17 protein-coding genes are annotated in these 19,127 nt (G+C 64.3%); 12 read left to right on the top strand and 5 right to left on the bottom strand.

The features are described 5' to 3' along the window. Window positions 1-4 precede the first annotated feature (4 nt). From E1748_RS25110 to E1748_RS25095, 4 genes are all read right to left on the bottom strand, one after another. A complete protein-coding gene (locus E1748_RS25110) occupies window positions 5-802 on the bottom strand; it encodes a PhaM family polyhydroxyalkanoate granule multifunctional regulatory protein (RefSeq protein WP_133649968.1) in 798 nt (265 codons plus the stop codon). Between the two features lie 223 nt (window positions 803-1,025). Further along, complete coding sequence (locus E1748_RS25105) at window positions 1,026-1,898, bottom strand: enoyl-CoA hydratase/isomerase family protein (protein WP_133649967.1); 873 nt, start codon at window positions 1,896-1,898, stop codon at window positions 1,026-1,028. 35 nt (window positions 1,899-1,933) lie between these two features. Further along, a complete protein-coding gene (locus tag E1748_RS25100) occupies window positions 1,934-3,127 on the bottom strand; it encodes an ABC transporter substrate-binding protein (RefSeq protein WP_133649966.1) in 1,194 nt (397 codons plus the stop codon). Between the two features lie 187 nt (window positions 3,128-3,314). Further along, a complete protein-coding gene (locus E1748_RS25095; protein ID WP_133649965.1) occupies window positions 3,315-4,307 on the bottom strand; it encodes a fumarylacetoacetate hydrolase family protein in 993 nt (330 codons plus the stop codon). Window positions 4,308-4,435: 128 nt separating this feature from the next. Between E1748_RS25095 and E1748_RS25090 the strand changes: the two genes are divergently transcribed. From E1748_RS25090 to E1748_RS25060, 7 genes are all read left to right on the top strand, one after another. Further along, the gene (locus E1748_RS25090) at window positions 4,436-5,356 is read left to right on the top strand and encodes an IclR family transcriptional regulator (RefSeq protein WP_133649964.1); all 921 of its coding nucleotides are present in this window, start codon (window positions 4,436-4,438) and stop codon (window positions 5,354-5,356) included. A gap of 135 nt (window positions 5,357-5,491) precedes the next feature. Next, window positions 5,492-6,754 carry a DUF3108 domain-containing protein gene (locus tag E1748_RS25085; protein ID WP_133649963.1) on the top strand — a complete coding sequence of 421 codons (1,263 nt, stop codon included), beginning with the start codon at window positions 5,492-5,494 and terminating at the stop codon, window positions 6,752-6,754. Window positions 6,755-6,917: 163 nt separating this feature from the next. After that, window positions 6,918-7,706 carry a 3-oxoadipate enol-lactonase gene (gene pcaD / locus E1748_RS25080; protein WP_133649962.1) on the top strand — a complete coding sequence of 263 codons (789 nt, stop codon included), beginning with the start codon at window positions 6,918-6,920 and terminating at the stop codon, window positions 7,704-7,706. Window positions 7,707-7,826: 120 nt separating this feature from the next. Beyond that, the gene (locus E1748_RS25075) at window positions 7,827-8,084 is read left to right on the top strand and encodes a BTH_I0359 family protein (protein WP_133649961.1); all 258 of its coding nucleotides are present in this window, start codon (window positions 7,827-7,829) and stop codon (window positions 8,082-8,084) included. A 239-nt stretch (window positions 8,085-8,323) separates the two neighbouring features. After that, window positions 8,324-9,403 carry a homocysteine S-methyltransferase family protein gene (locus tag E1748_RS25070; RefSeq protein WP_133649960.1) on the top strand — a complete coding sequence of 360 codons (1,080 nt, stop codon included), beginning with the start codon at window positions 8,324-8,326 and terminating at the stop codon, window positions 9,401-9,403. Between the two features lie 40 nt (window positions 9,404-9,443). After that, complete coding sequence (metH, locus tag E1748_RS25065) at window positions 9,444-12,161, top strand: methionine synthase (RefSeq protein WP_166653626.1); 2,718 nt, start codon at window positions 9,444-9,446, stop codon at window positions 12,159-12,161. A gap of 164 nt (window positions 12,162-12,325) precedes the next feature. Beyond that, complete coding sequence (locus E1748_RS25060) at window positions 12,326-12,547, top strand: acid-shock protein (protein ID WP_133649959.1); 222 nt, start codon at window positions 12,326-12,328, stop codon at window positions 12,545-12,547. A gap of 157 nt (window positions 12,548-12,704) precedes the next feature. On the opposite strand, the gene E1748_RS25055 is transcribed toward E1748_RS25060, so the two are convergent. After that, entirely contained in the window at window positions 12,705-13,031 is a 327-nt protein-coding gene (locus E1748_RS25055) for a DUF1840 domain-containing protein (protein ID WP_133649958.1), read from the bottom strand. 308 nt (window positions 13,032-13,339) lie between these two features. Between E1748_RS25055 and argS the strand changes: the two genes are divergently transcribed. The 5 genes from argS to E1748_RS25030 all read left to right on the top strand — a co-directional run bounded on the left by argS (window position 13,340) and on the right by E1748_RS25030 (window position 19,111). Beyond that, window positions 13,340-15,124: an arginine--tRNA ligase gene (argS, locus tag E1748_RS25050; RefSeq protein WP_133649957.1), complete on the top strand. Its 1,785-nt coding sequence runs from the start codon at window positions 13,340-13,342 to the stop codon at window positions 15,122-15,124. Window positions 15,125-15,201: 77 nt separating this feature from the next. Then, window positions 15,202-15,969 (top strand): SPOR domain-containing protein, encoded by a 768-nt coding sequence (locus E1748_RS25045; protein ID WP_133649956.1) that lies wholly within the window; start codon window positions 15,202-15,204, stop codon window positions 15,967-15,969. Between the two features lie 221 nt (window positions 15,970-16,190). After that, window positions 16,191-16,829: a thiol:disulfide interchange protein DsbA/DsbL gene (locus E1748_RS25040; protein WP_133649955.1), complete on the top strand. Its 639-nt coding sequence runs from the start codon at window positions 16,191-16,193 to the stop codon at window positions 16,827-16,829. Window positions 16,830-16,847: 18 nt separating this feature from the next. Continuing rightward, the gene (locus tag E1748_RS25035; RefSeq protein ID WP_133649954.1) at window positions 16,848-17,618 is read left to right on the top strand and encodes an SDR family oxidoreductase; all 771 of its coding nucleotides are present in this window, start codon (window positions 16,848-16,850) and stop codon (window positions 17,616-17,618) included. 230 nt (window positions 17,619-17,848) lie between these two features. Further along, entirely contained in the window at window positions 17,849-19,111 is a 1,263-nt protein-coding gene (locus tag E1748_RS25030; protein ID WP_240766785.1) for a type II toxin-antitoxin system HipA family toxin, read from the top strand. Window positions 19,112-19,127 lie beyond the last annotated feature (16 nt).

The raw sequence follows: 19,127 nt of genomic DNA, 5'->3' as shown, positions 1-19,127 counted from the left end.
GGTTTCACTCGGGCTGCGGCGGCGCTTTCTTTGCGCCGCGCGTCGTGCGGGGTTCACTGCTTTCCTTTGCGCCGCCCGACGGCTTGCTGCTTGCCGCACGCTTCGCTGCAGGACGTTTCGCTGCGGCAGGCTTCGCCGCGCTCGACGAAGGCGCCTCGCTCGCCGCAGCACCTTGCGCACCAGGCTGCGTCATCGCGAATTGCGCAAGCTGGTTGAACTGCGACTGCAGCAGATTCCACCAGCCCGATGTATCGAATGCCTGCCCGGACTGCGCGCCGCCTTCGGCGCCTTCGCTGCTTTCAGCGGCTTTGCTGGACGCGCTGCTTTCGCTCGAAGCGGATGCAGACGCAGAAGCACCAGCAGGCTCGGGATCCTTCTTCGCAAACGGCGACCCGCTCGCGGGCGACGACCACGGAGACGGAGAAGGCGAAGCACCCGCCCCAGCCGATGGCTGCGCGAACGACGCCCCAAACGCCCGCAACGTAGCGAGCGTCGCGCGCTGCACTTCGAGCGCCTGGATCGCCGACTGCAGCATGTTCAGATTCAGCTTCAGCCATTGCTCGACAGCGCGCATGTCGGTGATGCGCTTGTCGAGTTCCTCGACGTTCGTGAGCGGCGCCATCATGTCCGACATCATCGACAGCGACGGTCCGAGGCTTTGTGCCGCGCCGGGCTGTCCACCGGGAAACGATGTGCCGAACGGCGTGAGACGCATCATGTCCCACATCCGGTCGACCATCTCGGCGGGAGGAAACCCCGGGAAACCGGGGAAGGGCGGCGTAGCGCCGGGTCTATCGGTCATGCATTTCTCCTCGCACCGAAAACTGATCCTGATATCGACAAATCGATTCGAGCGTCGTGCCCGTTCGTACGCGCTGTTCCGCTGTTCGTGCGTTGCGTTCGATCATACCGTGTGGGTGCTGAAGCGCGGCGAGCAGAATGCGTCGCGTCGCCTATCGGGCGACGGAGGTCGCGTGGCGTTGAGACATCGCGAATCGCGTGACGTAAATCACACCGCACTAACCTCAAAACGGCTCACCTCCTGGAAAATCCGGCGCACGCCGCTCGCGCAGCGACTTCACCCCTTCGCGCACATCGGGCCCGGCGAAGCCCATGAACTCAAGCGCCAAGGATGTATCGAACGCCGGCCCCGCCGAACGCAGCCAGTTGTTCAGCGCGTACTTGGTCCAGCGGATCGCAGTCTGCGAACCGTTCGCGAGTTTCTCCGCGACCTCGAACGCTTTCGGCACGACGTCGGCATCGTCGACGGCGAGCGATACGAGGCCGATCCGCTCCGCTTCCTCGCCGCTCACCGGCTCACACAGCAGCAGGTAGTACTTGGCCTTCGCCATCCCGCACAGCAGCGGCCACACGATCGCCGCGTGATCGCCGGCCGCGACGCCAAGACGCGTATGCCCATCGATGATCCGCGCCGACTTCGCCGCAATCGAAATATCGGCGAGCAGCCCTGCAACGAGCCCCGCGCCGACCGCCGGTCCATGCATCGCCGACACGATCGGCTTGCTGCAGTTGATCACGTTGTAGACGAGATCGCGCGCCTCGCGCCACACGCGCGTGCGCACGTCGAAGTCCGTCGCCATCTCTTCGACGAGATGCAGATCGCCGCCAGCGGAAAACCCTTTGCCTTCGCCACGGATCACCGCGACACGGACTTCATCGTCGCGATCGACGTCGCGCCAGATCTCGGCCAGCTCGCGATGCGTCTGCGCATCGGCGGTGGCAAGACCGCTGCGATTCGCGCCCGCGCCGTTCATCACGATCTCGAGAATCCCGTGCGGATGACGCCGCAGTTGCAGCGACGTGTAACGCTCATACGGCGCGGGATTGCCTGCAGAGGTTGAAGGCGTGGCGGACGAAGCAGACGGTTCTTGCGGCATGGCGTTTTCCAAAAATCGATGAAACCCCGTGGACGTCAGCGCGGCTGGTAGACCCACTTCGCGTCGCGGATCTGCACCATCACGCGGGCGCGCTGGTCGAGCCCAAGATGATCGGTCGGGCTCATGTTGACGAGTCCGTTGGTATCGGCGAGGCCGTGCGTCGCTTCGAGCGCGTCGCGCAGCGCATGGCGAAACGCGGGCGTACCCGGTGCGCCGCTTTTCAACGCGACCGGTATCGCGTTCGCGAGCAGCAGGCCGGCATCCCACGTGTACGAACCGAACGCCGACACGCTGCCCGGTCCGCGCAACGCTTCGAAGCGCGCGATGTAGTCGAGCGCGAGACGCTTTGCCGGATGATCCGCCGGCAGTTGCGCGGCGACCAGTACCGGGCTCGCAGGCAGGAACGTGCCGTTGCAGTCGGTGCCGCAAACGCGCAGGAAGTCGTTATTGCCGACCCCATGGTTATGATAGATCTTGCCCTTGTAGCCGCGCGCGATCAGCGTCTTCGGCGGCAGCGCGGCCGGCGTGCCTGCCGCGCCCACCACCACCGCATCCGGATTCGCCGCGAGAATTTTCAGGATCTGGCCGGTGACGCTCGGGTCCGTGCGGTTGAAGCGTTCGTTCGCGACCATGCGGATGTGATGCAGCTCCGCGAACTTCGCGACCTCCGTATAGAACGTCTCGCCGAGCGCATCCGCCTGGCCGATGTACGCGATCGTCTTCACGCCGTGCTCGCTCGCGTGCTCGGTGATCGCGGACGCCATCATCGCGTCGGTCTGCGGGGTCTTGAACATCCAGCGGCGTTTCGCGTCGACGGGCTCGATGATCTTCGACGACGACGCCAGCGAGATCGTCGGCGTCTCGCCCTCGGCGACCACGTCGATCATCGCGAGCGAGTTCGGCGTGATCGACGAACCGATGATCGCATCGACGTGATTTTCGGAGATCAGCTTGCGCGTGTCCTGCACGGCGAGCGTCGTGTCGGACGCATCGTCGAGCACGATGTACTCGACCTTCTGGCCGGCGATCTCTTTAGGAAACAGCGTGGACGTGTCGCGTGCGGGAATGCCGAGCGACGCGGCAGGACCGGTCAGCGACAGCACCAGTCCGATCTTCACCTGCGCGAGTGCAAGTGCGGGCAGCGTGCCCAGGACCCATGCGCCGGTCCATCGCAAGGACGCGGACCAGCGCGCCGTTCCCGTCGTCCTCACCGTGCGCGATCGCAGCATGCGTGTCTCCTCAGCGTGTCCGTTATCGATGCCGGCTGTCCTCTATACGCGTACGCAGACTGTCGTACGCGTTGGGTGTCCGGCGCGCGTCCCGTGTCGCGCGTCAGCCAGTGTAGCGGGCAGGCGGCGGACCGGCATCGGGCGAAACCCTTTCGGTGAGGTGTGGCTGTGGCCGTTCGGCGTACGCTCAACCCGCCCCATCGAGCGGCGCAATCGACTGCTCGATCGCCCCGAAGATCGACTTGCCCGCCTCGTCGAACATCTCGATCTTCACGGTATCGCCGTACTTCATGAACTCGGTCTGCGGCGCGCCGTGTTCGATCGTTTCGAGGCAACGCTTCTCGGCGATGCAGCAGTAGCCGCGCTTCGCGTCCTTGTTCGACACGGTGCCCGAACCGACGATCGACCCGGCCCGCAGGCTGCGCGTCTTCGCCGCGTGCGCGATCAGCTGGCCGAAGTGAAACACCATGTCGGTGCCCGCGTCGGGCTGGCCGACTTTCTTGCCGTTCCAGTGAACGATCATCGGACGATGCACGCGACCTTCGCGCCAGTGCTCGCCGAGTTCGTCGGGCATGACGGCAACCGGTGCAAACGACGTCGCCGGCTTGCTCTGAAAAAAGCCGAAGCCCTTCGCGAGTTCGGCGGGAATCAGGTTGCGTAGCGACACGTCGTTGACGAGCGTCACGAGCCGTATGCGCCGCAATGCCTGGTCGGGCGTCGCTGTCATCGGTACGTCGCCGGTGATCACCGCGACCTCGGCCTCGAAGTCGATGCCGTATTCCTCGGATGCGCACAGGACGTCGTCGCGCGGTCCGATGAAGTCGTCGCTGCCGCCCTGGTACATCAGCGGGTCGGTCCAGAACTCGGGCGGCATGTCGGCGCCGCGCGCACGGCGCACCAGCTCGACGTGATTCACATACGACGACCCATCGGCCCACTGGAACGCGCGCGGCAGCGGCGCCATGCAGTCTTTTGCATCGAACGCGAACGTGTTGCGCGCGCGGCCCTGGTTCAGCGCATCGTACAGATCGTGCAGTTGCGGCGCGTAGAAGGTCCAGTCGTCGAGGGCGCGCTGCAGCGTCGGCACGATCGCGTCGGCGATCGCCGCGGTATGCAGGTCGCGGGACACGACGATCAGCTGACCGTCGCGCGTGCCGTCCTTCAGCGAGGCAAGTTTCATAGAGGGATGAGCAGTAAGGGTGACGGTAGAAGGAATCTATTCTACGATGGTGAATCGACGCGCCCCAAACGCGCCTTCTTTCATCGCTGTTTATCGCGTGCCTTTGTGGTGCGCGCCACGCTCCGCTCATGTCGTCATCTGCCCGCCCTCGCAGTGCCCGTCGTCCGTCTGCCGCCGCTGCGTCGGATGCATCCGCATCGTCGCCGGCTGCGCCGTCAGACACGGACGACGACGAAGCAAACGGCGCTGCCGACGGCAGCGAAGAAAAACTGCGCCTGGGCATCCAGTCGATCGAAGTCGGCTTCCGGCTGCTCGACGTACTCACGCGCGAGCCGCGCGCGATGATGCTGCGCGACCTCGCGCAGCGCGCGGGCATGAGCCCTGCGAAAGCGCATCGCTATCTGGTCAGCTTCGCGCGACTCGGCGTGGTCGCACAGGATCCACTGTCGGGACGCTACGAGCTCGGTGGGTTCGCGTTGCAACTGGGACTGGCGCGGCTCGCGCGCGTCGACGGCGTGAAGCTCGCGCGCGTGGCGCTCGCGGAACTGCATGACCGGTTCGACATGACGGTCGGCATCGCGGTGTGGGGCAACCAGGGGCCGACCGTCGTTCACTGGATGGAATCAAGCCATCCCGCGAAGGCCTCGCTGAAACTCGGCGACGTGATGCCGCTGCTTGGTTCCGCGACCGGCCTGCTGTTCGCCGCGTATCTGCCGCGCAGCAAGACCGCGGAGATCATCGAGCGCGAACTCGCGGCCTCGCATCGGTCGGCGCGCACCGACACGCCTCATACGCTCGACGACGTCGAACGCACGCTCGCGGACGTGCGCGAGCACGAAGCGGCCCGCGTCGAAGGGATGCTGCTCGCGACGATCCACGCGTTCTGCATGCCGGTCTTCGATGCAACCGGCGATCTCGCGCTCGGTCTGATCGCACTCGGTCACGAAGGAGCGTTCGATATCCGCTGGGGCGGCGAGATCGATACGGCGCTGCGCGAATGCGCGCTGAGACTGTCGTATGAACTGGGGTATAGTCCGACGCCGCGTTGAGCCGCAGCATGACTGGCGTGGTTTTCCACACCGATAGCTCACGATATCTTTCAGCAGGAACATCGGGCGCCGGCGTGCGGTCGAACCTCGCTCCATCCACTCACCGCACCGTTTCGATCCGAACCGACACTTCGCATGTCGTCATCCACGCTCTCCCGTCGCCCGACTCCGCCGCCCAACGCGAGGCGGTCGCGTGCGCGTGCGGTGCGCTGGATCGCGGTGCTCGTCGCGGTGCTGGGTCTGCACTGGATCGCCGCGCAGTGGGTCGAGCGTCATCGCGAAACGTTTGAACCGATCGAAGCCGCGCATGCGCCGGTCGAAATCGCGTTGCTGAAACCGGAGCGCATCGCACAGCAGCCTGCCGCCGAACCGCACGCCGCACCGAAACCTGCACCGACTCCCGCGCGTGCGCCCGCCCGAGCGCCGCGTGAACACGTGCTGACGGCGACGCGTTCCGAACCGGCCGCGCCTACGCCCGCTGTGCCGGAAGCGGCATCGGCTCCACAGGCAGCGTCGGCATCTGCATCGGCGGGCACGGCTGCGTCCGGCGTAGCAAACGCCGCAGCGAGTGCAACGGCAAACGCATCCGCACCAGCCGCAGCCAGCGCACCGCATGCCGCATCGGGCGTGAAATTCTCGGTGCCCCCTTCCAGCGACATGCAATACGACACGTTCTACAACGGCGTGCGCAATCAACCGGGCACGATCCACTGGACCAGCGACGGCCAGCATTACGAGATGATCGTGTCGATGCCGGTGCCGTTCGTCGGTACGTTCAGCTACTCGAGTCATGGCCGCGTCGATGCGTTCGGTCTCGCGCCGGATCAGTACATCGAGAAACGCGGCCGGCGCGCGGAAGACGTGACGATCTTCAATCGCACCGACAAGCAGATCGCGTTCACGCGCACGCCGACGACGCTCGCGCTGCCCGACGGCGCGCAGGACCGTTTCAGTATGGTGATGCAGCTCGCGAGCCTCGTGCGCGGCGATCCGGATGCGTACAAGCCGGGCGTGACCCGACAGTTCTACGTCGCCGACAACGACAGCGGCGAGATCTGGCCGATCGAGACGATCGGCGACGAGACAGTGCGCACCGCGCAAGGCTTCATCGATGCGCAGCACTTCATGCGGCTGCCGCGTCACGCAGGCGACACGCGACGCATCGACGTGTGGCTCGCGCCATCGCTCGGCTGGTTGCCGGCGCGGCTCGTGCAAACCGAACCGAACGGCACGCAGATCGAACTCCTGTGGCGCGGCAAGCTCACGGCAGCCGATGCGAACGGCGCAGCGGGCAATGCATCGTCGGCCAATGCGCAAAGCAACCCCACCGGCAACGCGGACACGCCTGCCGCACCGGCACCCACAGCCGACACCCCGCCCGAAAGCGAAAAGCCCTGATCTCGAACAGGTCTTCGGTCGATCGTTGAACTTCGCCCCGCGCGAGCGTTCGCACGACAAAGACACGCGCCAACACACCCGCCGCACGAAATGCCCAACCCGACACAGGCCCATTTCGTGCGACGGCTTCTGTTCACCGCCTCACTTTCCAGACGGAGTCCGCATGCAACTGAACCTGAACGGTATCGACACGCGTTATGTCCTCAGCAACGAAGGCGGCGGCCCCTGGCTGACGTTCGTGCATCAACTGGGCGGCGATCTTTCGATCTGGGATCAGTTCGCCGGCTATTTTCGAGATGACTACACGGTGCTGCGCTATGACGTGCGCGGTCACGGTCGCACGGCTGTCGCATCGGATGGCTTTGGTGTTGCCGATCTCGCCCGCGACCTCGGTGCGCTGCTCGATGCGCTTGGCGTAGCGCGTACGCATCTGTTAGGGATGTCGATGGGCGGCATGATCGCGCAGCAGTTCGCGCTCGACTTCCCCGACCGCGTCGACACGCTGACGCTCGCCGACACCACCGCCGGCACACCACCCGAAGGCCGTTCGACATGGGACCAACGGGCCGCGACCGTGCGCCGCGAAGGGATCGCCGCGCTCGCGCCTGCGACAATCGGTCGCTGGCTGACGCCCGATTTCTCGACCGCGCATCCCGAAGCGGTCGAACAGATTCGCGACGTGCTGCTGCATACGCCGCCCGAAGGTTATGCACGCGCCTGCGAGGCACTGCGCGACTTCGACGTGCGCGACCGTCTCGCGGAACTGCGCGTGCCGACGCTCGCTGTAGCCGGCCGTCACGATACGGGCACACCGCCGGCTGCAACTCAGGCCATCGCAAATGCAATTAAAGGCGCACAATTCGAATTACTCGATGCCGCTCATCTTGCGCCCATCGAGCAGTCTCATCGTTTTGCTGCGTTGCTTGAAACGTTTCTGGAAAGCTCGGTCTAACCTTCAGGTCCGGAAATTTTTACGAGCGTTGCTTCGGACCCACCCCTTGAATTCCACACCACACGCTCCTATGTATGGCGCAGGAAAGGCCAGGAGCCAACGGAAAGAAGGAGTGTCGCCATGCAAATGATCTACAACAGCCCTAACTACTGTGTTGTCGAGTTCCCGCCGGAAGACGGTCATCTCGCGATGAGGTCCGGTGGCTATGAGATCGTCGATAAAAACATGCAACGCGAAATCTATATCGATGGCGCAATGGCGGCGCGTTTCCGCGAGCACGTGCAGAAGCTGATCAAGGAAGAACCTTCGCTCGACGAGGTCGACGAATTCCTCGGTCAATTCGACAGTCTGATGAATCAACCTGTCGTGCTTCACTGAAGTCCTGCACTGAACGCCCGCTAAACACCCGTTCGACAACCGCTCCGGCGGCACTCCCTGAAAGCCCTGTCCGGCGTGCCGGACAGGGCTTTTTGTTGGGCCGGGCATTCAGCCCCAGGTGAAAGCGCCGCTGTCCCGCTGCGGCTACAATGCACGTTTCCAGACTGATCCGGCGCGCGAGGCTTGCCCCGCGCGTCCGCTGAGTACGTTGAGTACGCTTAACCGGTGTCCCCATTGCCATGAACCAGCCCGCTACTTCAGCTGTCTCCGCCCGTCCGGGCGCGCCCGCCACGGCCTACACGCGCGGCACGGCGCTGCCCGCGCTGCTCGCGTCGCGCATCCTGATTCTCGACGGCGCGATGGGCACGATGATCCAGCGCTACAAGCTCGACGAAGCGGCGTATCGCGGCGAGCGCTTCAAGGACTTCGGGCGCGACATCAAGGGCAACAATGAACTGTTGTCGATCACGCAACCGCAGGTGATCCGCGAGATTCACGATCAGTACCTGGCGGCCGGCGCCGACATTCTCGAAACCAACACGTTCGGCGCGACCACGGTCGCGCAGGCCGACTACGGGATGGAAAATCTCGCGGTCGAGATGAACTTCGAATCCGCGAAGCTCGCGCGCGCTGCATGCGACAAGTACTCGACGCCCGACAAGCCGCGCTTCGTCGCCGGCGCGATCGGACCGACGCCGAAGACCGCAAGCATCTCGCCGGACGTCAACGATCCCGCCGCGCGCAACGTCACGTTCGACGAACTGCGCGCGGCCTACTACGAGCAGGCGAAGGCGCTGCTCGACGGCGGTGTCGATCTGTTTCTCGTCGAAACGATCTTCGACACGCTGAACGCGAAGGCCGCGCTGTTCGCACTCGACGAACTCTTCGACGACACCGGCGAGTGTCTGCCGATCATGATCTCGGGCACCGTCACCGATGCATCGGGCCGCATCCTCTCGGGCCAGACCGTCGAAGCATTCTGGAATTCGCTGCGCCACGCGCGGCCGCTCACATTCGGTCTGAACTGTGCGCTCGGTGCAGCGTTGATGCGTCCGTACATCGCCGAGCTGTCGAAGCTGTGCGACACGTACGTGTCGTGCTATCCGAATGCGGGTCTGCCGAATCCGATGAGCGACACCGGCTTCGACGAAACGCCGGCAGATACTTCTAGCCTGCTGAAAGAGTTCGCGCAGGCCGGCCTCGTGAACATCGCGGGCGGCTGCTGCGGTACGACGCCGGAGCACATCGCCGCGATCGCGAAGGCGCTCGCCGACATCAAGCCGCGCCGCTGGCCGAACCACTACCGCGACGCCGCGTAAGCCCTGCCGTCCCCGCACCGATCATAAAAAACACGACGCCATGACCGATCACACCCTGCGCCTTTCCGGCCTCGAGCCGTTCAACGTTACGTCCGGCACGCTCTTCATCAACGTCGGCGAACGGACCAACGTCACCGGCTCGAAAGCGTTCGCACGGATGATCCTGAACAGCCAGTTCGACGAAGCGCTCGCGGTCGCGCGGCAGCAGGTCGAGAACGGCGCGCAGGTGATCGACATCAACATGGACGAGGCGATGCTCGATTCGAAGGCGGCGATGGTCCGCTTCCTGAATCTGATCGCATCGGAGCCGGACATCTCGCGGGTGCCGGTGATGATCGACTCGTCGAAGTGGGAAGTGATCGAAGCCGGTCTGAAGTGCGTGCAGGGCAAGGCGATCGTCAACTCGATCTCGCTGAAGGAAGGCGAGGACGCGTTCCGTCACCACGCGAAGCTGATTCGCCGCTATGGTGCGGCCGCCGTCGTGATGGCCTTCGACGAGAAAGGCCAGGCCGACACCTACGAGCGCAAGACACAGATCTGCAAGCGCTCGTACGACTTCCTCGTCAACGAAGTCGGCTTTCCGCCGGAAGACATCATCTTCGATCCGAACATTTTCGCGATTGCGACCGGCATCGAAGAGCACAACAACTACGCAGTCGACTTCATCAACGCGACCCGCTGGATCAAGGAAAACCTGCCGCACGCGAAGATCAGCGGCGGTGTGTCGAATGTGTCGTTCTCGTTTCGCGGCAACGATCCGGTGCGCGAGGCAATCCACACCGTGTTCCTGTACTACGCGATCCAGGCCGGCATGGACATGGGCATCGTCAACGCGGGTCAGCTGGGCGTCTACGCGGACCTGAACCCGGAACTGCGCGAGCGCGTCGAGGACGTCGTGCTGAACCGCCGCCCCGACGCAACCGACCGGCTGCTCGAAATCGCCGACCAGTTCAAGACGGGCGCCGCGAAGAAGGAAGAAAACCTCGAGTGGCGCAACCAGCCGGTCGAGAAACGCCTCGCGCATGCGCTCGTACACGGCATCACGAACTTCATCGTCGAGGATACCGAAGAAGTCCGCGCGAAAATCGACGCAGCGGGCGGCCGGCCGATCAACGTGATCGAAGGGCCGTTGATGGACGGCATGAACATCGTCGGCGACCTGTTCGGCCAGGGCAAGATGTTCCTGCCGCAGGTCGTGAAGTCCGCGCGCGTGATGAAGCAGGCGGTCGCGCATCTGATCCCATTCATCGAAGAAGAAAAGCGCCTGCTCGCCGAAGCGGGCGGCGACGTGCGCGCGAAAGGCAAGATCGTCATCGCGACCGTGAAGGGCGACGTGCACGATATCGGCAAGAACATCGTGACGGTCGTGCTCCAGTGCAATAACTTCGAAGTGGTCAACATGGGCGTGATGGTCCCGTGCAACGAGATCCTCGCGAGGGCGAAGGTCGAGGGCGCGGACATCGTCGGGCTGTCGGGGCTGATTACGCCGAGCCTTGAGGAAATGGCCTACGTCGCGTCCGAAATGCAGCGCGACGAGTACTTCCGGATCAAGAAGATTCCGCTGCTGATCGGCGGTGCGACCACGTCGCGCGTGCATACCGCCGTGAAGATCGCGCCGCATTACGAAGGGCCGGTCGTGTACGTGGCGGACGCGTCGCGTTCGGTATCGGTCGCATCGAGCCTGCTGTCCGACGAAGGCGCAGCGAAGTATCTCGACGAGCTGAAGTCCGACTACGATCGCATCCGCCACCAGCACGCGAACAAGAAAGCGCAACCGATGGTCACGCTCGCCGAAGCGCGTGCGAACCGCGCGAAGCTCGACTGGGCGAGCTATCAGCCGGTGAAGCCGAAGTTTATCGGCCGGCGTGTGTTCAAGAACTACGATCTGAACGAACTCGCGAACTACATCGACTGGGGGCCGTTCTTCCAGACATGGGATCTCGCGGGTCCGTATCCGGCGATCCTCAACGACGAGATCGTCGGCGAATCGGCGCGGCGCGTGTTCTCCGATGCGAAGTCGATGCTCGCCCGGTTGATTCAAGGCCGCTGGCTCACCGCGAACGGCGTGATCGCGCTGCTGCCCGCGAACACCGTGAACGACGACGACATCGAAATCTACACCGACGAATCGCGCACCGAAGTCGCGCTCACGTGGCGCAACCTGCGTCAGCAGAGCGTGCGTCCGGTGGTCGACGGCGTGATGCGGCCGAACCGCTCGCTGGCCGACTTTATCGCGCCGAAAGACTCGGGCGTCGCCGATTACATCGGCATGTTCGCGGTGACGGCGGGCCTCGGCGTCGACGTGAAGGAAAAGCAGTTCGAGAAGGATCACGATGACTACAGCTCGATCATGCTGAAAGCACTCGCCGACCGCTTCGCCGAAGCGTTCGCCGAAGCGATACACGCGCGCGTGCGACGCGACCTGTGGGGCTATGCGGCCGCCGAGTCGCTGTCGAACGACGACATGATCGACGAGAAATATCGCGGCATCCGTCCGGCGCCGGGCTATCCGGCGTGCCCGGACCACCTCGTGAAGCGCGACATGTTCGACGTGCTGCAGGCGGGCGAGATCGGCATGAGCGTCACCGAATCGCTCGCGATGCTGCCGGCCGCGAGCGTGTCCGGTTTCTATCTCGCGCATCCGGACAGCACGTATTTCTCGGTCGGCAAGATCGCGCAGGATCAGGTGGAAGACTTCGCACAACGGATGTCGCTGTCGAAGAAGGATGCGGAGCGTGCGCTCGCGCCGCTGCTGTAGTTCGTTGTTGCAGTCCGCGGTTGCCGTCATATCGCACGACGAAAACCGAAGATTTCACGCGTCGCGATTTTCGGTTTTGTAAACTGAAGCGGCTGTACCCGCCAGACGCGACGTGCATAAACGCGTCGGCTCAACGACTTGCAACCGATCCGGAGAAAAATCGTATGAAGAAGCTGACGCTGGTACTTACCGCGCTGTCGCTTGCGGCGGGATCGTCGCTCGCGCTTGCGCAGCCTGCCGCCCCCAACGCATCGAGCGCGGTCAGTTCGTACTCGCCGCCCACGCAGAAGCACGTGAAGAAGGCGAAGAAGAAAAAGGTGAAGAAGGGTGCATCGGCGCCTGCCGCGTCGGCGCCGGCCGCAACGCCGGAAGCTGCAAGCCAGTAACGCCGACACCACCGGCGCTCACCGCTGAAACGACGAAGCCCGCTCGATGCGGGCTTCGTTTTTTTCATGCGCGGCTTTCGTCGCTCCTGCAGCCTCGACCCCGGGCACACGAAGTGCCCGCACGCGACCGCGGAGCTTTCACTTCACGCTACAGCGATCAAACACCCCACAGCACGTCGGTGTTTTCCTTCTGCGCGAGGCGCAGCATGTCGAGGAACGGGAACGCGCGTTGCGCGAGGCCGATCGGAATCTCGTGATGCTCGTGGCCTTCTTCGCCTTCGTGGAAGTGACCGTCGTGTTCGGCGCGCTCGCGCTTGTCGGTGACGATGGCGGCCTCGAGCTTCGTGATCGCACTGTCGAGTTCGTCATGCGCGATGACGCCGCGTTCGCCGAGCGGCTTGCCGACGATCCCGACCAGATACTGCGCGAGATTCTCCAGCATCGTGACATCCGGTGCGGAGCGGCATTTGAAAGTAACCAGCATGGCAATTCCCTTTTCGTTATGTGGATTCGCGCACGAACCGCCGGTTGCGGCGACTCGCACGAGTTTCGTTGGCTTGCCGGTTCACGCCGGCCGCCACGGCCCTTTAGCCGGGCATCCTGTCTGGACACTCATTGGACATATTAGCACCTGCTAAAATCCGTCTACATCCGAAAACGCACCCTCTGGCGCTGGCCGGGCGCGGTTTGCCGGCTCCCGCATCTCCGGGTCGTCGCCACGCGGCTATGAGCCGACCTACCGCCGGCGCTTCGATCGCTTCACCGCACTGCCTCACTGGACTCGCAACAAGCATGCTGCCCGCACAAAAACAGACTCTCGAAACCCTGCTCGCCGACACCGTCAAGCAGGTCGTCCAGACTACCCAGGGCGCGGCCGAAGCCGCGTTCGTCGCGCCGTCGATCGCACTCGAACGACCGAAGGTCGCCGCACATGGCGACGTCGCCTGCAACGTCGCGATGCAGCTGGCCAAGCCGCTGCGCGCCAATCCGCGCCAGCTCGCCCAGCAGATCGTCGATGCGCTGCTCGCGCATCCGCAGGCGCAGGGTCTCGTGGACGGCGCGGAAGTCGCCGGTCCCGGCTTCATCAATCTGCGCCTCGCGGTGGCCGCGAAGCAGGCCGTGGTCGCTGCGGTGTTCGCCGAACAGGCCGCGTTCGGCCAGTCGCAACGCGACGCGGGCAAGCGCGTGCTGATCGAGTTCGTGTCGGCCAATCCGACCGGTCCGCTGCACGTCGGTCACGGCCGTCAGGCCGCGCTCGGCGATGCGCTCGCGAACGTGCTCACGTCGCAGGGCTATGCGGTGCATCGCGAGTTCTACTACAACGACGCAGGCGTGCAGATCCACACGCTCGCCATGTCGACCCAGGCGCGCGCACGCGGACTGAAGCCGGGCGACACGGGCTGGCCCGAGTCGGCGTACAACGGCGACTACATCGCCGACATCGCACGCGACTACCTGAACGGCGAGACCGTCGCGGCGAAGGACGGTGAACCAGTGAAGGGCAAGGGCGACATCGAGGACCTCGATGCGATCCGTCGCTTCGCGGTCGCGTATCTGCGCCACGAACAGGACATGGACCTGCAGGCGTTCGGCGTGATCTTCGACCAGTACTACCTGGAGTCGTCGCTGTACAAGGAAGGACGCGTCGAGAAAACCGTCGATGCGCTGATCGCCGCCGGCATGACCTACGAGCAGGAAGGCGCGCTGTGGCTGCGCACCACCGACGAAGGCGACGACAAAGACCGCGTGATGCGCAAGACCGACGGCACGTACACGTACTTCGTGCCGGACGTCGCGTATCACGTCGCGAAGTGGGACCGTGGGTTCACGAAGGTGATCAACGTGCAGGGCTCGGACCATCACGGCACGATCGCGCGCGTGCGCGCCGGCCTGCAGGGTCTCGGCATCGGCATTCCGAAGGGCTATCCCGACTACATCCTGCACAAGATGGTCACCGTGATGCGCGACGGCCAGGAAGTGAAGATCTCGAAGCGGGCCGGTAGCTACGTGACGGTGCGCGATCTGATCGAATGGTCGGGCGGCGCGACGTCGGGCTCGGAAACCTCGCCGGATCTGCTCGACGAAGCGACGATTCGTCGCGGCCGCGATGCGGTGCGCTTCTTCCTGATCTCGCGCAAGGCCGACACCGAATTCGTATTCGACATCGACCTAGCACTGAAGCAGAACGACGAAAATCCGGTGTACTACGTGCAGTACGCACACGCGCGGATCTGCTCGGTGATCGCCGAATGGAAGACGCGCTTTACCGCCGACGAGGCCGCGCTGCCGTCGTTCGACGTGACGCCGCTCACCAGCGAACGGGCGATGGCGCTGCTGCAGAAGCTCGCCGAATACCCGGACATCCTCGCGCACGCAGCCGACGAACTCGCGCCGCACGCGGTCGCGTTCTACCTGCGCGACCTCGCCGGTGAATTCCACTCGTTCTACAATGCCGAACGCGTGCTCGTCGACGACGAAGCACTCCGCAATGCGCGCATCGCGCTGCTGGCCGCAACCCGCCAGGTGCTGGCCAACGGCCTCGCGGCGATCGGCGTGTCGGCGCCCGCGAAGATGTAGGCTCGCACGAGCGATGCGTGCGGCCGTCGTTATAATCGACGGCCGTTCCACGATTCTTTTCGCAGGTGATTCAAACGATGGCAAAACCGCGCCGCACTTCGAAGCAGTCGAAACAAACCGGGGGCACTTTTCTCGGTATCGTGCTGGGCCTGATCGTCGGCCTGGCGATCGCGGTAGTGGTGGCGCTCTATATCACGCGCGCGCCGACGCCTTTCGTCGCGAAGGTCGCACCGCCGTCGGCTTCCGACGCCAGCGCGAGCCAGCCGCAATACGACCCGAACCGTCCGTTGCAGGGCAAGACGCCTGGCGTCGCCGTGCCGCAGGCCGCGCAGCCCTCGCCGCCGAATACCGCGCCGGGCCAGTCGACCAACCAGACGCAGTCGTCGGGCATGCTCGAAGAACCGCAGATCGTCGAAGTGCCGCCGTCGAACCAGAACGGCACCGCAGTCGGCTCGAAGCCTGCAGACAACACCACGCCGCCGAAGAAGCCGCAAGGCGCGTCCACGCCCGCTACGGGTAGCGCCACGACCAACGCGAAGCCAGGCTCGACGCCGTCGACCACGACCGCCGCGAAGCCGGGTGCATCGGCTACCCCCGGCGATGCGAACACCGGCTACTTCCTGCAGGTCGGTGCGTACAAGACGTCCGCCGATGCAGAACAGCAGCGTGCACGGCTCGCGTTCCAGGGTTTCGAGTCGAAGGTGACGCAGCGCGATGCGGGCGGTGTGACGTACTATCGCGTGCGCATCGGGCCGTTCTCGAAGTTCGAGGACATGAATTCGTCGCGTCAGCGGTTGTCGGACGCAGGCGTCGATACCGCAGTAATCCGTTTCAGTAAACAGTAAGCCGGACAACCCGCGCGGCCGCTGAACCTTCGGCGCGCCGCACGGGTCTGATCTCGGCAACGTCGCGCGTCAGCACCATGCCGGCGCGGACACAGGGGCTGTCCGTCATATCGCTTTCGTCGCAGCGGCGCATCATCTGCTGACGATGCCGCGCGCGGCTCTATGCCGCCCGGGTCGACACTGCGCGCCGCCGTTCCTTCCGTCTCACGGGTCTACATGACATGAAAAAACTGTTCAGCATTCTTTTCGTCTCTCTCGGTATCGTCGCGGGTGCCGCGCACGCTTCGCCGTCCGCGCCGGTTTCCGGCAAGGACTACACCGTGCTCGCCACGCCGCAGCCCACCGAAGTGCCGGCCGGCAAGATCGAAGTCACCGAATTCTTCTGGTACGGCTGCCCGCATTGCAACGAGTTCGACCCGTTCCTCGAAGCGTGGATCAAGAAGCAGGGTCCGGACGTCGTGTTCAAGCGCGTGCCGGTCGCGTTCCGCGACGACTTCATCCCGCATTCGAAGCTGTATCACGCAATCGACGCACTCGGTCTCGCGCAACAACTCACGCCGACGATCTTCAACGAGATCCACGTGAACAAGGACTACCTGCTGACGCCGGAAGCCCAGGCCAAATTCCTCGCCACCAAGGGCGTCGATCCGAAGAAGTTCATGGACGCGTACAACTCGTTCTCGACTCAGACGGCGCTTGCACGCGACAAGAAACTGCTCGACGACTACAAGATCGACGGCGTGCCGACGCTCGCGGTTCAGGGCAAGTATGAAACCGGCCCGGCCGCGACGAACAGCCTGCCGGGCACGCTCCAGGTGCTCGACTACCTGGTGTCGCAGGTCCGCGCGAAGAAGATGTAATTCCCCTCGGGTGCCGGAATGACTACGCCGCTGAAAGTCTTCATTACCGGCGCCTCGAGCGGTATCGGTCTAGCGCTCGCCGCCGAATATGCGCGGCGCGGCGCGATCCTCGGCCTCGTCGCCCGCCGCGCCGACGCCCTCTCCGCTTTCCAGCAAGCCCATCCCGACGCCACCGTCTCGATCTATCCCGCCGACGTGCGCGATGCCGAGACGCTCGACGATGCGGCTCAACAGTTCATCGGCCAGTACGGCTGTCCCGACATCGTGATCGCGAACGCGGGCGTGAGTCGCGGCGCGGTCACCGGCCGCGGCGACCTGCGCGCGTTCCGCGAGGTGATGGACATCAACTACTACGGGATGATCGCGACGTTCGAGCCGTTCGCCGCCGCGATGATCGCCGCGCGCACCGGCACGCTGGTCGGCGTCGCGAGCGTGGCCGGCGTGCGTGGTTTGCCTGGCTCCGGCGCGTACAGCGCGTCGAAGGCGGCGGCGCTGCGCTATCTCGAATCGCTGCGCGTCGAGATGCGCCCGCACGACGTCGCCGTCGTGACGATCGCGCCGGGTTACATCCGCACGCCGATGACCGAACACAACCCGTACCGGATGCCGTTCCTGATGGACGCCGATCGCTTCGCTTCGAAAGTGGCCGATGCAGTCGCGCGCAAGGTGTCGTTCGCGGTGTTCCCGTGGCAGATGCGGGTCGTCGCGATGCTGCTGCATGCGGCGCCGCGCTGGCTTTATGACCGGGCGTTCGAGAGGGCACCGCGCAAGCCGCGTGTTGACGACTGAGGGTTCGCTGGGGGTTTGAGGCGGGGCTTCGTCTCAGGCTCGGCGGGTTCCGCCGGTGCACGCCCCAGGATGCAAAAGCCGTCGCACGGCACCTTGGCAAGCGCGACTGGCTCCGCGATTTTGCGACTGGGCCGTCACGATGCCTCGCCCCCTAAAAAACTCTTATAAGAGGCGCATAGGCAGTTTTTTGTCGCTATGTGCTACATTTATGAGGCACAAGGAGTGACCTCATGGATTGCACCCTACAGATATTTCTGGACGCTCGCTGGGTCGACTGCGCCCAGATTGAACGCAGCGGTGGACTTTACCAGTGGAATTTCCAGGTGATGTATGCGGTCGAGCATACGGACGCCCCGCTGTCACTGGCTGAGCCGGTCGATATGGACATCCGCGCGGCGCGTACCATGCCGGCCTTTCTCTACGATCTCGTTCCGCAGGGGGCGGGTCGTCAATTCCTGCTGGGCGAATTGCAATTAGCGGACGGTCCTGACGCGGACTTCGCACTGATCCGCGCGGGCGCGTTCAATCCGATCGGCCGCATCCGGGTTGCCGAGGCGGTCGACTACTTCACCGCATACGTCGCGCAGCATCCGGATGCGCGCGGCCGACCCGGTCTGACAATCGACGACGTCATCGGGCGCAGCGCGGAATTCGCGGAACAGATGCGCTTGCATGGGATGCTAGGCACCGGCACCACGGGCGTTCAAGGTGCCGCACCGAAGTATCTGCTGACGCGAGATCATGCCGGCCTGCTGCATGGTGATGCAGCGCTGCCCGATGCCGATGCCACGCAGCACCTGATCGCGAAATTGCCGCGAGGCAAGAGCGCAGCCGACCAGAAGGTTCTGCGCAATGAAGCGGCGTATATGCGGGTAGCCGCCGCGCTCGGTATTCGCACGCATGCCGATTTACCGACTCTCCACGGAGACGTGCTGCTGATTCCGCGCTTTGACCGGATCGCGCGCGACGGGAAAGTCGTACGCCTTCATCAGGAAAGCGTGGCGTCGATTCTGCGGCTGCCCGGCTTCGATCAGCGTCCGAGCCTGTTCGAGGTGGTCGCCGGCATCCGCCATGTCGTGACCGATCCGGCAGCCGAAACGCTCGAATTCATCAAACGCGATGTGCTCAATCTCGCGATGCGCAACACGGACAATCACGCGCGCAATACGGCCGTGCAGTTAATCGACCACAAGGTCCAGCTCACGCCGCTATTCGACTTCGCGCCGATGTACCTCGACCCCGAAGGCGTGGCCCGCACGCTCAGGTGGTATCACCCCGATACCCGGATCGAGCTGACGGACTGGAGGGATGTGCTCGCAGCGCTACCTGTACCGGATAACGAGCGACGGACGCTCGCTCTCGAATTGAATCAATTTGGCACGCAGATCGAACGCCTGCCCGACATCATGAAAGAGCACGGCGTCGATCACGACATCATCGAGTTCCTGACACGGTCCATCGATGCGCAGGTCCGACAACTGCAAGCCCTTTAACCGTTAGAGGCTCATC

Source organism: Paraburkholderia flava (assembly GCF_004359985.1).
Taxonomy (GTDB): Bacteria; Pseudomonadota; Gammaproteobacteria; order Burkholderiales; family Burkholderiaceae; genus Paraburkholderia; species Paraburkholderia flava.
This window is presented reverse-complemented; position numbering and strand designations above follow the sequence as displayed.

What these genes read in the sequence shown, in the direction of transcription:
- E1748_RS25110 (WP_133649968.1), bottom strand. Translation starts at nt 802, where the DNA reads ATGACCGATAGACCCGGCGCTACGCCGCCCTTCCCCGGTTTCCCGGGG.
- E1748_RS25105 (WP_133649967.1), bottom strand. Translation starts at nt 1,898, where the DNA reads ATGCCGCAAGAACCGTCTGCTTCGTCCGCCACGCCTTCAACCTCTGCA.
- E1748_RS25100 (WP_133649966.1), bottom strand. Translation starts at nt 3,127, where the DNA reads ATGCTGCGATCGCGCACGGTGAGGACGACGGGAACGGCGCGCTGGTCC.
- E1748_RS25095 (WP_133649965.1), bottom strand. Translation starts at nt 4,307, where the DNA reads ATGAAACTTGCCTCGCTGAAGGACGGCACGCGCGACGGTCAGCTGATC.
- E1748_RS25090 (WP_133649964.1), top strand. Translation starts at nt 4,436, where the DNA reads ATGTCGTCATCTGCCCGCCCTCGCAGTGCCCGTCGTCCGTCTGCCGCC.
- E1748_RS25085 (WP_133649963.1), top strand. Translation starts at nt 5,492, where the DNA reads ATGTCGTCATCCACGCTCTCCCGTCGCCCGACTCCGCCGCCCAACGCG.
- pcaD (WP_133649962.1), top strand. Translation starts at nt 6,918, where the DNA reads ATGCAACTGAACCTGAACGGTATCGACACGCGTTATGTCCTCAGCAAC.
- E1748_RS25075 (WP_133649961.1), top strand. Translation starts at nt 7,827, where the DNA reads ATGCAAATGATCTACAACAGCCCTAACTACTGTGTTGTCGAGTTCCCG.
- E1748_RS25070 (WP_133649960.1), top strand. Translation starts at nt 8,324, where the DNA reads ATGAACCAGCCCGCTACTTCAGCTGTCTCCGCCCGTCCGGGCGCGCCC.
- metH (WP_166653626.1), top strand. Translation starts at nt 9,444, where the DNA reads ATGACCGATCACACCCTGCGCCTTTCCGGCCTCGAGCCGTTCAACGTT.
- E1748_RS25060 (WP_133649959.1), top strand. Translation starts at nt 12,326, where the DNA reads ATGAAGAAGCTGACGCTGGTACTTACCGCGCTGTCGCTTGCGGCGGGA.
- E1748_RS25055 (WP_133649958.1), bottom strand. Translation starts at nt 13,031, where the DNA reads ATGCTGGTTACTTTCAAATGCCGCTCCGCACCGGATGTCACGATGCTG.
- argS (WP_133649957.1), top strand. Translation starts at nt 13,340, where the DNA reads ATGCTGCCCGCACAAAAACAGACTCTCGAAACCCTGCTCGCCGACACC.
- E1748_RS25045 (WP_133649956.1), top strand. Translation starts at nt 15,202, where the DNA reads ATGGCAAAACCGCGCCGCACTTCGAAGCAGTCGAAACAAACCGGGGGC.
- E1748_RS25040 (WP_133649955.1), top strand. Translation starts at nt 16,191, where the DNA reads ATGAAAAAACTGTTCAGCATTCTTTTCGTCTCTCTCGGTATCGTCGCG.
- E1748_RS25035 (WP_133649954.1), top strand. Translation starts at nt 16,848, where the DNA reads ATGACTACGCCGCTGAAAGTCTTCATTACCGGCGCCTCGAGCGGTATC.
- E1748_RS25030 (WP_240766785.1), top strand. Translation starts at nt 17,849, where the DNA reads ATGGATTGCACCCTACAGATATTTCTGGACGCTCGCTGGGTCGACTGC.